This is a genomic window from Sphingobacterium sp. UBA6645, from assembly GCF_002455685.1.
In the GTDB taxonomy this organism is placed as follows: Bacteria; Bacteroidota; Bacteroidia; order Sphingobacteriales; family Sphingobacteriaceae; genus Sphingobacterium; species Sphingobacterium hotanense.
The window spans coordinates 1-13,921 of record NZ_DKLH01000096.1 but is presented as its reverse complement, the minus strand read 5'-3'; the positions used below and the strand labels follow the sequence as shown (position 1 = coordinate 13,921).

Here is a 13,921-nt window from a genome sequence, read left to right as displayed (position 1 = left end):
TTTTTAGACACCTTCTTTTCTTTTATATTTTTTATTTAGATCTTCGACACGATCGACTCATCTAAAGGAGTTACTTTTGAACGATATCTATTGGTCAACTTTCCATCTTTATTGATCAAAAACTTCTCAAAGTTCCATTTGATATCGCCTGTAAAGTCTTCGTTCTGAGCACTTGTCAAATATTTAAACAGCGGATGTGCCTTCTCGCCCTTAACATCAACCTTCTCAGAAATCAAAAAGGTGACGCCATAGTTCTGCTCACAGAACTCTTGGATCTTTTCATTAACATCAAATTCCTGACCACCGAAGTTGTCTGAAGGAAAACCAATCACAACCAGTTTATCGCCATACTGCTTGTGCAGCTCCTGCAATTCCTTGTATTGCTTAGTAAAACCACATTTCGAAGCCGTATTCACAATCAGTAGCTCTTTTCCTTTAAAATCCGCTAAAGACACTTTCTTTCCATCAATGGTATTGAAGGAATAATCATATACACTCGGCTGTTGAAATAACATGGTGTACAACAAAATCATTTTTACTAGCATGACGTTTTAATTAAATTCAACATTCAATTCTCTATTGACAATGAAATGGAATATTTCCTCAATAGGGTTCTTTAATATCTTTCCTATGCGTACTCCATGCAAATTACATACCTCTCTGAGGTGAAGATCGAAATGATAAGCAATTCCCCCAACAAAATGACATTCATATTCCCAAAACTCAGGGTAAGTCATCACATTCGTACGGACAAACTCATCAAAACCATTGCGAAGCAAGTTGTCAATATAAGGATGTGTCCTATTTGCAGCCATAAATTCAGCGAAAGAAGCTAAATAGGCATTCGGACGATCCCGTTGATAAACATTTTTAATGATAATATCTTTTGTAATCGGATGTGCCTCTTTGAAAATGCGCATCAAATCTCGGGGCATCTGCTCATACAGGTATGCTGTAATCAACTGCTTACCAAACCAAGCACCTGACCCCTCATCCCCCAGCACATATCCAATCCCATGTACCCCTTGCTCCAACGTATCGCCATTGTAGAAACTGATATCCGAGCCGGTCCCTATATTACAGATCAAGCCTTGATTATTACCGAAAGTCGCGTAGGCAGAACCCACCAAATCACTTTCCACAGATATAAAAGAATTAGGAAAAATCTCCGTTAATGCATTGGAAACCAACTCTCGGCGATCCGGTGTTGTACAACCGGCGCCAAAAAAGTAAACCTCATTGATTTCTTTGATATAGGGAATAATTTCTTGGACCTGACCAAGAACGGACGCAATCTCCTTCTCGTTTACAAAAAATGGATTTAGGCCTTTGGTACGAAATCGTAAGGGTTTACTATCGGGAAGATGCAACATCCAATCTGATCGTGATGAACCACTATCTGCAACTAAAATCATATATTACGTAATTTCATCTCTTCCAAATATACAAATTTCGAATAATCAACGAAAATTGCCCCTCCTAATCCCAACAAATCATTCATCTTTCCATTGAACAACAAACAAGGATAGAAGTTTTTTGTTGCCCTAAACAATTTCAGAAAAAGATCCCTTCCCTACCTTGTAATATTCTCGTGAAACAAGCGATTCTGATGGCCAACACTTTTCTATTCCGCCCAATTAGCTATATTTAGTTTTAAATAACAAAAAACCTCTAATTATGAAACATCTGAAAACTTCCCTATGGCTTTTACTTCTGCTTGTTGGGATGTCGGTGCAATCTCGCGCACAACAGATCAGCTCGCCTAAAACACATTTCGGCTTCGAAATCGGCGATGATTATCAACTTGCAAACTTTGAACAGACGGAAAAATATTTTAAGAAACTGAGTGAGCAGTCAGACCGTGTTATCTACCAGCCAATCGGTAAAACGGAAGAAGGACGCGAACAATGTATGCTCATTATCAGTTCTCCTGAAAACCTAAAAGACTTAGAAAAGTACAAGCAAATATCATCACAGCTCGCTCGCGCAGAGATTACGGAGCAGGAAGCCCGCAACTTATCCAAAGAAGGAAAGAGTGTGGTATGGATCGACGGTGGTCTGCACTCCACCGAAGTGGTGGGTATGCACCAACTTATACAAACGGCCTACCTCTTAGCTTCAGCGACCGACGCCGAGACAGAACATATCCTGCAGAACAGCATCATCCTGCTGGTTCATGCAAACCCAGACGGACAAGACCTTGTTTCCAATTGGTATATGCGCGAAAAGGAAGCAACAAAAAGATCGACAAGCTTAGTGCCGGTTCTATATCAGAAATACGCGGGACACGATAATAACCGCGATTTCTTTATGTTGAACCTAAAGGAAAGTCAAAATATGGCTCGCCAACTCTTCGTTGAGTGGGTTCCTCAGATAATGTACAACCATCACCAAACAGCACCTGCAGGTGCCGTAGTTGCCGGTGCCCCTTATCGCGATCCGTTCAATTATGTATTCGACCCACTTCTGATGTCGGGTATCGATGCCTTAGGTGCCGCTATGTCTTCCCGCCTAAATGCAGAAAACAAGCCTGGCTATACCGCCAAAGGTGGCTCGGTATTTTCCACTTGGTACAATGGTGGATTGAGAACAACGACCTATTTCCACAATATGATCGGTCTACTAACAGAAATCATCGGAAACCCGACGCCCTATGACATCCCATTGGTTCCATCGCGCTTGATTCCTTCAAGTAATACACAAAATCCAGTGCTGCCCCAACGTTGGCATTTCAGACAGTCCATCGACTACTCGATCTCCTTGAATTACGCCGTATTGGGTTATGCAGCGAGATACCGAGATGAGGTACTCTACAATATTTATCGCATGGGGCGCAACTCGATCGAAAAGGGCAACAAAGACACCTGGTCCCTATCGACTAGCAAAGTCGCGATTGTTGAACAGGCCGTTCAGAATGCGCGGAAAGCAAATCCAAATGAACGCTTTCCGGACGCCAATTTGGTAAATAAGCTATACGAAGACAAAGCACTTCGCGATCCTAGAGCATACGTTATCCCGGCCAACCAAGCTGACTTTAATACTGCCGTTAAATTCTTAAATGCATTAATTGGCAACGGTATCGAAGTGATGAAAGCAACAGCCGACTTTACAGCTGCCGGCAAATCATACCCGGAAGGCTCTTATATCGTCAAAACCAATCAGGCCTTCCGTCCGCATATCCTTGATATGTTCGAACCACAGGATCACCCGGATGATTTTGAATATCCTGGAGGCCCTCCTATTCCACCCTATGATGCCGCAGGATGGACATTGGCCTATATTATGAACGTCAAGTTCGACCGCTTCCTCGATGATATCAGCGGACCTTTTCAAAAACTTCCAATCGGTGAGCAAATCATCTTAGAAAAGAATGCATCAGCGAAAAGCAAGTTCTTAAGCCTGCCAGCAGCAAACAACGATAGCTATCAAATTGTCAACTCGTTATTGAACAATAAACAAAAGGTTTGGCGAGATCAAGACAATGGAAATTTCTATATCGCAAATACAAACAATTTATCACTAAACATCCCGAGCACCGCAGTAAACGCGATCCCAAAAAGCGCCAAAGCCTTAAAAGCTTTGCGTATCGCTTTATGGGACAGCTATGGCGGCAGTATGCCATCAGGATGGATCAGGTTCCTCATGGAACAATTCGATTATAACGCAACGGTGGTCTTCCCGCCGGATATCGATAAAGGTAATCTTAATGATAAATTCGACGTTATCATCTTACCGGGCGGTTCCATCCCACGCCTGCAAAGCGGTGCCGGATTAGGCTATGGGCCAAACTTCAATAACGCCGCACCTGAAAATATCCCTTCGCCATACCGTGAAAGATGGGGCCGATTGACGGCTGAGAAATCCATACCTGTCCTGCGCGACTTTATGGAAAAAGGTGGAACAATCGTATCCATTGGCAACAGCTTTGATATCGCGAAACACTTCAATTTGGGAATAACAGATGCACTCGTCGATGCAGATAATAAACCACTCAGACGAGAGGATTTCTATACTCCAGGCTCCGTGCTCCAAGCAAAAGTTGCAACGAATCTCCCCGACACTTGGGGATACGACGAGGATATCGACGTTTACTACAGCAACTCAGCACTATTCAAAATCAACGACCAACAAATAAAACCGCTAATCTGGTTTGATAGCGACCAAGTCCTGAAGAGCGGTTGGTCATGGGGCGAAAAGTATCTAAAAGATGCCGTCCTAGCCTTCGACGCCAAAATCGGAAAAGGAAAACTCGTATGCTTCGGCAACGATATCACCTTCCGCGCACAAACCCACGGAACATTTAAGTTTTTGTTTAATCAATTGTATTAGATGTGAGATATTAGAGCGTTGTTGCCTATTTTACTGAATCTTATTTTAAAACAGGAAGGGATTTTTGTTTTGAACTATGAACGGAAGGAAAGGTTGTTTTGAACCAGGAAAGGAAGGATTTGAGGATTGACAGGATCGGGTAGAAACTTATTTGCATTCTGCCAGATCTTGATAATCCTTGCATCCTTCCTTTCTTGGTTCAAGACAATACGAACCTTCGTTTACTCAAAACCCTTGTAAAGCCGTTTAATAACCCATTCACTCCCCTTTCATAACCGCTCCGAAAGGGCTATGATATGGGAGTGAATGAGGAGTGATTAAGCTATGAATAAAATGTCTCTGAACCAAGAAAGGAAGGATGCAAGGATTGGCAGGACTTGGTCTAATATCTAACATCTATTGTCTAATGTCTGTTTTGAACCAAGAAAGGAAGGATGCAAGGATGAACAGGATCAGGTCTAATATCTAACATCTATTGTCTAATGTCTGTTTTGAACCAGGAAAGGAAGGATGCAAGGATTGGCAGGATCTGGTCTAATATCTAACATCTATTGTCCAATGTCTGTTTTGAACCAAGAAAGGAAAGATGCAAGGATGAACAGGATCAGCGGTCTCAGGTAATATTGGAGACGTTTAGTGAAACGTCTCTATGCATTGGCGTCCTATTTATTAGTGACGAATACATTGATCCTGCCATTCCTTAAATCCTTCCTTTCCTGGTTCAGACTAGATATTAGACAACAGACAACAGACATTAGACCCGATCCTGCCAATCCTTAAATCCTTCCTTTCATGGTTCAAAACAAACTCTCCTTCCTTTCCTTCATTTCAAAACAAACTTTTCTCAAAAAATAAACTACAAAAAGGGCGCCTACTGGGGCGCCCTACATTTCTAATATCTAAAATCTGATGTCTAATATCTAAACAATACTAACTACTACTCTCCCATTGCTGCTTCGATCAGCTCGCCGTAAAATGCGGTTTCTGTTCTTCCAGATGCGCGGACTTGTTGAGGGATAAAGGATTGTGCCGTTTGGCCTGGTACGGTATTGATTTCGATGAAGAAGAATTTATCCGTATTGTTTTCAATAAAGAAGTCGATACGAACCATTCCTTTACAATTTAGGCGGATATAGATTTCTTTGATTAATCGATCTGCGCGTTCTTTTTGTTCCGTATTTAAGTCGGCTGGTGTAATTTCCTCCGTTAAGCCTGGGGTATATTTAGCTTCGTAATCGAAGAATTCTCGTGTTGTTCTCACTTCGGTGGCCGGCAATACCTGCAGTTCACCTTTGGCATCGCGGTAGATTCCTTGGGAGAATTCCCTTCCGGTTACAAACTCTTCCACCAATACCTGGTAGCCTGTGTTTTCCGCGTCGTAAGCATTGTCGAGTGCCTGCTTCAGCGCGCTCCATTCGGAGACTTTGCTCATGCCGATGCTGCTGCCGCCGGCATTCGGTTTAACAAAAATGGGTAAGCTCAGTTTTTCTGTTACCATATCGACGGAAACTGGACGGTGCTCTTTGAACAACAACACGGACTTCGCGACATTGAGCTCTGGAATATCTTGTACTATTGCTTTAGTATAGCCTTTATTCATTGTTAAAGCCGATGTTAGAGCTGTACAAGATGTATATGGCAGGCCGATCATGTCGAAATATCCTTGCAAGCGGCCATCTTCTCCTGGTACACCGTGAATAATGATAAAGGCGACGTCGAACGTGACTTTATTGCCAGCAAGTTCCAGCGAAAAATCCTGTCGATCGATCTCATGTTTCGCCCCTTGCTCATCCTCATAAAACCAGCTATCTAAAGAGATAGTAATGGGATATACATCATATTTGTCCTTATCGATTTGACTATATACGAAGGCGGCACTTTTAAATGAAACCTCGGCTTCACCAGTATATCCACCTTTTACTAAAGCAACTTTTGTTTTCATAATATATTATCAAGAAGCAAATATAATTTGAGATACGAGGAAAAACGAATATTTTTGCCTTAATTATCGATGATATTTCCCGGGATTCTGAAAAGTGGAATTAATATTGTGATAGCAAAACATTTAAAGCAACAGATTGATGTCTAAATTCTTTTTATACTTAAGGACGAGTACGTTTCGAAAAAACTTAATTGCCGCGTTGATTTTTATTGTCGTTCTTTTTGTGGTCGTTTATTTCGGATTGAAAATATACACTAAACATGGAGATTCTCAAGAAGTTCCTGTTTTAAAGGGATTGCATATTAATGAGGCCTTGAAGATTTTGGACAATGCAGGGTTGGAATATGAGGTTGACTCGATCTATCAGATGGATGCTAAACCAGGCTTAGTAATCGATCAGGATCCGGACCCTAAATCCCATGTTAAGGGTGGTAGAACCATCTATTTGACGATCATTACGCAGTCTGCGCCAGAAATTGCATTCCCAGAGATTGTTGACAAGACATTTATTGAAGCATCTGCCATTTTGAAGAATCACTCTTTAAAAATCGCAGACACCACATATATCAACGATATCGCTCGTGATGTCGTTTTAGAGGTTAAATTCTCAGGTCAGGTTATCCAACCGGGACGTATGGTTCCAAAGGGATCAAGAATCAGTTTGGTATTAGGAAATGGACGTGGAGATTCTGAAGTTGATATCCCTAATCTTGTTGGACAGTCCGTAGAAGAAGCGAAATTCGCATTGGCAGGTTTAGGATTAACATTAGGATCAATCTCCTTCTCTGATAACTCCCGCGACACGTTAAATGCGCGTATTGTGAGTCAAAGTCCCGACACCAGCACACATGTAATCTCCATTGGAAGTGCAGTCCACGTGACCTTGGCGATGCCAACGGCTGCACCAGCAACTCCTGTGAATCCTACAACGCCTCAAAACTAAGAACATGGCAGAGAACAGAAAGAAGAATAGCGCCTTTAAGGTTATATTGATTATTATTTTAGTGGTTGGCCTTGCTGTAGCATGGATTGGCTATCAGGCATTCATGGCACCGAGCATAGCAACCTCTGAAGAGTACTTTTATGTACATACCGACGAGCCCTATGAAAGCGTAATTAAACGTATTGAGGATGAGGGTATTGTTAAGAACCCGAGCTACTTCAACTATGTAGCGAAAGCAATGGATTTGCAGACTGGAATCAAGCCGGGTCGATACAAACTTTCGAAAGATTTGAGCAATCGTCGTTTTATCGGTAATCTACGTGGTGGTTATCAGGAGGCGGTTCCCTTCCGTTTTCAGAACTTGCGCTTAAAAGAGAATTTCGCAGGTGCTTTGGGTAAAAACTTTGAAGCCGATTCAACGACGTTCTTAAATCTGTTGAACAATGAGGCTTTAGCTGAGAAGTACGGATTTAATAAGGATAACTTCTTCTCGATGTTCATTCCGAACACGTATGAGATTTATTGGAACACGAAACCAGAAGAGATCATCGACCGTTTTTCGAAAGAATATGCAAAATTTTGGAATGCTGACCGCAAGGCGAAGGCTGCAGCATTGAATATGACGCCTGAAGAGGTTAGTGTATTAGCGTCAATTGTTAAAGGAGAAGCATTACACGTGGATGAAATGCCAGAGATTGCCGGCTTATACATTAATCGTTTGAAGCGTGGTATGTTATTACAGGCTGACCCTACCGTAATTTTTGCGAACAATGATTTTACGATTCGACGAGTTTTAAATCGCCATTTAACCATTGATAATCCCTATAATACATACCGTTATAAAGGATTGCCTCCGGGGCCGATTATGATGCCAAGTATTGCTTCCATCGATGCTGTATTAAATTATAATCAGCATGAGTACATTTATATGTGTGCAAAGGATGATTTCTCGGGTTACCACAATTTTGCGAAGACCGTTGCTGAGCATCAAGTTAATGCTAGGAAGTTTCAGCAGGCGCTTGACGCAAGAAATATCAAGAAATAATTATGTTTTCCTATAAACATCAAGTCCGCGTCCGTTATGCCGAAACGGACAATATGGGCTATGTATATTACGGCAACTATGCTGCTTACTACGAGGTAGCACGTACCGAAATGTTGCGTAGCACTGGTATCTCCTATAAGGAGCTAGAGGATATGGGCGTGATGCTACCGGTCATTGAGTTGCATTGCCAATATATTAAAGCCGCAAAGTATGATGATTTAATCACTATAAATATTTATATTAGGGAAAAGCCAGGTATTAGGATTAAATTTGAGTATGAGCTATTTAACGAAGAGGGCGAGTTACTAAATACGGGTTCTACGCAGCTTGTTTTTGTGGACATGGAACGTAATAGACCGTGTAGACCTCCGGCGATATTTCAAGAGAAAATGGCTCCATTTTTTGGAGAATAAATGAAAAAAGTACATCAGACACTTCTTCACTTACAGCCTTATGATCGATTGATTGAATGGTCGAAGAGTGCCACCCTACCGGGATTTGGCAAGTTGCCATTATACACGGTCTTTGTATTCTTTTTCCAGGAGATTTCTCGCGAGTCGATTATCAATAAAGCGTCATCCTTAGCCTATAACTTTATGTTGGCTATTTTTCCAGGTATCATCTTCCTTTTCACGTTAATTCCGTACATCCCTATCGATAATTTCCAAGAGCAGCTGATGGATCTTATACAGCTTGCTTTGCCAGATAATGCGTACCAAGTTTTAGAAAATACATTGAAGGATATTATTATCCGTCAAAACGGAGGATTATTGTCGGCCGGTTTTGTGCTTTGTACATTCTTTGCGACGAATGGTATGACCACTTTGATGATGACCTTCAACAAGTCTTCCCTGTCGAAGGAGTCCAGAACATGGTTTCAGCGTCGTATCGTTGCGCTGGTACTCTCATTTTCCATTGTTTTCGCATTAATCTGTGGGATTGTTTTGTACATGGGATCCAATTTTTTAATCAATTACTTGAAAACACATATTGATTATGACCTTTCGTGGTTTTGGTCGTTCCTAATCAAGACCGCACAATGGCTTATTTTATTTTCGATATACTTTTTCACCGTAAGCCTAATCTATAAATTTGGGCCTTCCTCATCACGTTGGAAACTCTTTACCCCGGGTGCGACATTGGCGACCCTACTGGCAATGTTGTCGTTTTCATTATTTACTTTTTATATTAATAATTTCGGTGCATATAATAAGTTATACGGTTCCATTGGAACCCTTATTGTGGTGATGATTTGGATGTATATGAATGCGCTGATATTGATTATCGGGTATGAATTGAATGCGAGCATTGCACTTTCAAAACAAAGTATTAAAATTGTAAAACCAAGAGTTTACAATTCTTTTAAAGCAAACCAAGCTGAATAGGGCAAACCACTGTTTTTGTGTACAATTAGCTTAGAAACACAATGCAACAAGAGGACAAATATCTAGTCGATAGGACAAAGCGAAACAAGAGTATTCGAAATATCTTGTTGTTGTCTACTATTGGCCTTTTTGTAGCATTCCTAATTTTCTTTATATCTTCTTTTATTCAATATCGGTCTATTCAATCCAGAATTGAGCGAATCTATAGCAGCATCAATACGGACCAAACCAGCTTTGTAACGCTCCTGACGAAATTCAACGACGCCGAAAATCACTTCCGCCAATATTCGCTCAACTACGACAGTACCGATTTCCTGGAATATAATAAGAACCTCATGCTATTGAGAGCCTCGGTTGACTCCTTGCGAAAGGTCCGAGAGGTAGAGGAAATTGTTGACCAAAAATACCGCAGTGACTCGATCGATTATTCGAGACTTCTGCCCATGTATATTGACCTCGCAGCCAATATCGATTCGCTTATGCAATCTGCGCGAACCTTGGACGAGTTCCACCGCACGGCAATAAACAACTCGATGTTCAATCTGCCACAGGAGAATTCTATCGCCAATTCGGATCTCAGCCGATCGACACCGAGTGTTATCATCAATCGCAAACCCTTGCTGCAACGCATATTCCAACCCAAGCGTGACACCCTAACTTTAGGAAGCGATCTGCTGTCTCAGGATACGCGCAACATGCTCCATCAGAGTTTTTCGAGAATCCGTTCGGAGTCTGACGCGCGAGCACAGGGCAAGCTGGATGAAATCAAACTGCAACTCACGGATCTGCGCCAGAAGGAGCGATTGATGCTCGCCGACAACTTCACCTTGCTCCATAAAACCAATCAGCAAATCCGATTCGTCTATGATCAACGGATAAAATTCCAGCGAGAGAAGTCTGACCAGGAGTTGAACGTGCTTTTGGCAAATACCGACACCTTTAAATGGCAAATTATTGTTTCCTTGACTTTTGTGTTTATCGTTATCTGTATTTTAGTGTATTACCAGTTCTTCACAAACTATTATGAGCAGATGCTGATGGACGAAAAAATTTATGCTTCTAAACTTGCCGAGCAGAAAACTGATATCCTCGCTGAGATAACGCATGAAATCCGCACACCTATTAACTCGATGATAGGAATTGTCGACTTGTTGCGAAGTCGGAACGACCTCTATCAACCGAAGGACATTCTCTTGCTAGAGACGGCATATTCGAATATTACGGCGACATCGAAAACCATCAACGATATTCTTAATCTGAGCAAGATCGACAAACATGATACCCTGGAGCCGAGTCATTTTGACTTCCATGATATGTTGTTGGAAATCCTCGACAATTATAGGAATCAGGCGAGTCTTAAAAAGATCACCTTAAACCACTCGTTAGACGAGAGCAAACCGACTATTATCTTTACGGATGAGCTAAAGGTACGTCAAGTGGTGAGCAATTTAGTTAGTAATGCGATCAAGTATTCCTCTCAGGGAACAGTTACGACCAAGATGTATGTGAACAATCATAGCAATTTGGTTATTAAGGTATCCGATGAGGGAAATGGGATTCCTGAGAACCTCAAAAAGAACATCTTCAAGAAATATTATACAGAGAATAAGACGAATAAGGTTGAAGGTGGCGTTGGATTGGGGCTTTACATCACAAAAAATATTGTTACCCTATTAAAGGGCAAGATTTCCTTTCAGTCTAGAGCCAATCAGGGAACTACTTTTACGGTAGAAATTCCTATTCCACGCCCAAAATTCCGCCGTAAGAATACCCTTAATATTCATCAAGTTAGGGATCTTCCGAAGAATCTTTCTTGGCTAATTGTAGATGATAATGCTTTAAATTTGCTCTATCTGAAGCAGTTTTTCTTGTTACACGAGCAGGTTTACACAGCTACCAACGGTCTGGAAGCGCTGAACTTAATGGAAACAAAAGCCGTTGATGTCATTGTTACGGATATTAATATGCCAGTGATGACCGGAGACGAACTGCTGGTTAAGGTTCGTCAAAACCCTGCCTACGAGCGCGTTAAAATAATCGCCACATCCTCTGATAATGAACAAGTTAAGAAGCAGGAAGGAATCAGACGGATGAAATTTGATGGCATCCTAATCAAGCCATTCAATGAAAAGAAGCTAACGGAGGTAATCTTAAAAACCCTATATCCGATCTTTGAAGACTCGGATGAAATCCAGCAAGAGGGATAGCAAATAATTTTTTTTCTTCTAATCTCTTGTAAATAAAAGTTTTTCGTATCTTTGCAGTCCCTACATCGTAGGGAAAAGGAGATAATTAATTAATGGCAAAAAAACAAGAAGCAGAAAAAGAGTTAGCGGCGAAAAACGCAGAGCTACAAGGTGCTGACACAAAAGTTGTGAAAGACACTGAAAAGATTGAGTCTGAAGCAGATTCAAATTTAATCGATGAGATTAAATCTAACACTTGGAGTACTCCATCAGGAGACTTCGACTGGGATCTTGATGAGAAAGCTTTCGGTAATTATAGCGAAGCTGAGCGCGTTAAATTGGAAGAGCAATACGCTGGAACATTTAACCAAATTAATCAAGGTGAAATTATTGAAGGTATCGTTGTATCTATCAATAACAAAGATGTTGTATTGAACATCGGTTTCAAATCAGACGGTCTTGTAGCATTATCTGAGTTCCGTGACTTACCTGACTTAAAAGTTGGTGATACGGTTGACGTATTTGTTGAATCGCAAGAGGATGCAAACGGTCAGTTAGTATTATCACGCAAACGTGCTAAAACACAAAAATCTTGGGAAGAAATCAATGCTGCATTGGAAAACGATGCAATTATCGATGGTTTTGTTAAATCGCGTACTAAAGGTGGTTTAATCGTTGATATCAAAGGTGTTGAGGCATTCTTACCAGGTTCTCAAATCGACATCAAACCTATCCGTGACTACGACGTATATGTTGGTAAAACAATGGAATTCAAAGTTGTTAAAATCAACCATGAGTTCAAAAACGTAGTTGTTTCTCATAAAGTATTGATCGAAGACGATTTAGAAAACCAAAAATCAGAGATCGTTGCTAAATTAGAAAAAGGTCAAGTATTAGAAGGTACTGTTAAAAATATCACTGACTTCGGTGTGTTCATCGACTTAGGTGGTGTTGACGGTTTACTTCACATTACTGATATCTCTTGGGGCCGTATCGAGCATCCAAAAGAGGTGTTAGCATTAGACCAAACTATCAACGTTGTAGTATTAGACTTCGACGACGAGAAAAAACGTATCGCATTAGGTTTAAAACAATTATCAGAGCACCCTTGGGAATCTCTAGATACAGGTTTAGAAATTGGTTCTAAAGTAAAAGGTAAAATCGTAACAGTTGCTGATTACGGTGCTTTCTTAGAAATCATCCCTGGTGTTGAAGGTTTAATCCACGTATCTGAAATGTCATGGTCTCAAAACTTACGTTCTCCACAAGAGTTCTTAAAAGTAGGTGATGAAATCGAAGCTGTTATCTTAACTCTAGATCGCGAAGAGCGTAAAATGAGCTTAGGTATCAAACAATTGACTCCAGATCCTTGGCAAAACATCACTGAACGTTACCCAGTAGGTTCAAAACAATCAGCAGTTGTTAAGAACATGACTAACTTCGGTGTATTCGTAGAATTAGAAGACGGAATCGACGGATTAATTCACATTTCTGACCTTTCATGGTCTAAGAAAGTAAACCACCCTAACGAATTCACTAAAGTTGGTGAGCGTTTAGACGTAGTGGTTTTAGAATTAGACGAAGAAAACCGCAAACTTTCTTTAGGTCACAAACAATTAGAAGAAAACCCTTGGGATACTTTCGAAACAATCTTCACTGAAGGTTCAGTTCACGAAGGTACAGTTATCAAAGTTGGTGACAAAGGTGATATCGTAGCTTTACAATACGGTGTTGAAGGCTTCTGCCCTAACAAACACTCTGTAAAAGAAGACGGTTCTTCATTGAAAGTTGACGAAGTTGCTGAATTCAAAATCATCGAATTCAACAAAGAAAACAAACGTTTAGTTATCTCTCACTCTCGTATTTGGGAAGATGCTAAAGCTGAAGCTCGTATCGAAGAGTTCAACGCTCGTAAGAAAGAAGCTAAAGCTGCATCATCTGCAGTAAGAAAAGTGAAAGACAATGTTGAAAAATCAACATTAGGAGATCTTGACGTTTTAGCTCAATTAAAAGAGCAAATGGAAGACAACGAAAAGAAATCTAAATAATTAGATTTTTCGAAATAACTTCTAAAGAGGCTGTCTAAAAAGG

At 40.8% G+C, this 13,921-nt stretch carries 10 protein-coding genes; 7 read left to right on the top strand and 3 right to left on the bottom strand.

Annotation, left to right across the window (positions count from 1 at the left end):
• Positions 1-35: 35 nt before the first annotated feature.
• Positions 36-545, bottom strand: coding sequence for a glutathione peroxidase (locus tag B2400_RS17275; RefSeq protein ID WP_293935300.1), 510 nt, complete (start codon positions 543-545; stop codon positions 36-38).
• A 6-nt stretch (positions 546-551) separates the two neighbouring features.
• Positions 552-1,415, bottom strand: coding sequence for an N-acetylglucosamine kinase (locus tag B2400_RS17270; protein ID WP_293935297.1), 864 nt, complete (start codon positions 1,413-1,415; stop codon positions 552-554).
• Between the two features lie 262 nt (positions 1,416-1,677).
• Here B2400_RS17270 and B2400_RS17265 point away from each other — a divergent pair, with 262 nt between their 5' ends.
• On the top strand, positions 1,678-4,329 hold the full coding sequence (locus B2400_RS17265; protein WP_293935294.1) for a M14 family metallopeptidase: 2,652 nt from the start codon (positions 1,678-1,680) through the stop codon (positions 4,327-4,329).
• 937 nt (positions 4,330-5,266) lie between these two features.
• Here the strand turns inward: B2400_RS17265 and B2400_RS17260 are convergent.
• Entirely contained in the window at positions 5,267-6,271 is a 1,005-nt protein-coding gene (locus B2400_RS17260; RefSeq protein WP_286650778.1) for a D-alanine--D-alanine ligase, read from the bottom strand.
• A gap of 139 nt (positions 6,272-6,410) precedes the next feature.
• Here B2400_RS17260 and B2400_RS17255 point away from each other — a divergent pair, with 139 nt between their 5' ends.
• The 6 genes from B2400_RS17255 to rpsA all read left to right on the top strand — a co-directional run bounded on the left by B2400_RS17255 (position 6,411) and on the right by rpsA (position 13,878).
• A complete protein-coding gene (locus B2400_RS17255) occupies positions 6,411-7,214 on the top strand; it encodes a PASTA domain-containing protein (protein ID WP_149526829.1) in 804 nt (267 codons plus the stop codon).
• A 4-nt stretch (positions 7,215-7,218) separates the two neighbouring features.
• On the top strand, positions 7,219-8,259 hold the full coding sequence (gene mltG, locus B2400_RS17250; RefSeq protein ID WP_293935288.1) for an endolytic transglycosylase MltG: 1,041 nt from the start codon (positions 7,219-7,221) through the stop codon (positions 8,257-8,259).
• Between the two features lie 2 nt (positions 8,260-8,261).
• Positions 8,262-8,672: an acyl-CoA thioesterase gene (locus B2400_RS17245; RefSeq protein WP_149526831.1), complete on the top strand. Its 411-nt coding sequence runs from the start codon at positions 8,262-8,264 to the stop codon at positions 8,670-8,672.
• Positions 8,673-9,644, top strand: a complete 972-nt coding sequence (locus B2400_RS17240; RefSeq protein ID WP_149526832.1) for a YihY/virulence factor BrkB family protein — start codon at positions 8,673-8,675, stop codon at positions 9,642-9,644. It begins immediately after the preceding gene.
• Between the two features lie 41 nt (positions 9,645-9,685).
• Entirely contained in the window at positions 9,686-11,851 is a 2,166-nt protein-coding gene (locus B2400_RS17235; protein ID WP_293935285.1) for an ATP-binding protein, read from the top strand.
• A gap of 92 nt (positions 11,852-11,943) precedes the next feature.
• A complete protein-coding gene (gene rpsA / locus B2400_RS17230; protein ID WP_149526834.1) occupies positions 11,944-13,878 on the top strand; it encodes a 30S ribosomal protein S1 in 1,935 nt (644 codons plus the stop codon).
• The last annotated feature ends 43 nt before the right edge of the window (positions 13,879-13,921 follow it).

What these genes read in the sequence shown, in the direction of transcription:
- B2400_RS17275 (WP_293935300.1), bottom strand. Translation starts at nt 545, where the DNA reads ATGCTAGTAAAAATGATTTTGTTGTACACCATGTTATTTCAACAGCCG.
- B2400_RS17270 (WP_293935297.1), bottom strand. Translation starts at nt 1,415, where the DNA reads ATGATTTTAGTTGCAGATAGTGGTTCATCACGATCAGATTGGATGTTG.
- B2400_RS17265 (WP_293935294.1), top strand. Translation starts at nt 1,678, where the DNA reads ATGAAACATCTGAAAACTTCCCTATGGCTTTTACTTCTGCTTGTTGGG.
- B2400_RS17260 (WP_286650778.1), bottom strand. Translation starts at nt 6,271, where the DNA reads ATGAAAACAAAAGTTGCTTTAGTAAAAGGTGGATATACTGGTGAAGCC.
- B2400_RS17255 (WP_149526829.1), top strand. Translation starts at nt 6,411, where the DNA reads ATGTCTAAATTCTTTTTATACTTAAGGACGAGTACGTTTCGAAAAAAC.
- mltG (WP_293935288.1), top strand. Translation starts at nt 7,219, where the DNA reads ATGGCAGAGAACAGAAAGAAGAATAGCGCCTTTAAGGTTATATTGATT.
- B2400_RS17245 (WP_149526831.1), top strand. Translation starts at nt 8,262, where the DNA reads ATGTTTTCCTATAAACATCAAGTCCGCGTCCGTTATGCCGAAACGGAC.
- B2400_RS17240 (WP_149526832.1), top strand. Translation starts at nt 8,673, where the DNA reads ATGAAAAAAGTACATCAGACACTTCTTCACTTACAGCCTTATGATCGA.
- B2400_RS17235 (WP_293935285.1), top strand. Translation starts at nt 9,686, where the DNA reads ATGCAACAAGAGGACAAATATCTAGTCGATAGGACAAAGCGAAACAAG.
- rpsA (WP_149526834.1), top strand. Translation starts at nt 11,944, where the DNA reads ATGGCAAAAAAACAAGAAGCAGAAAAAGAGTTAGCGGCGAAAAACGCA.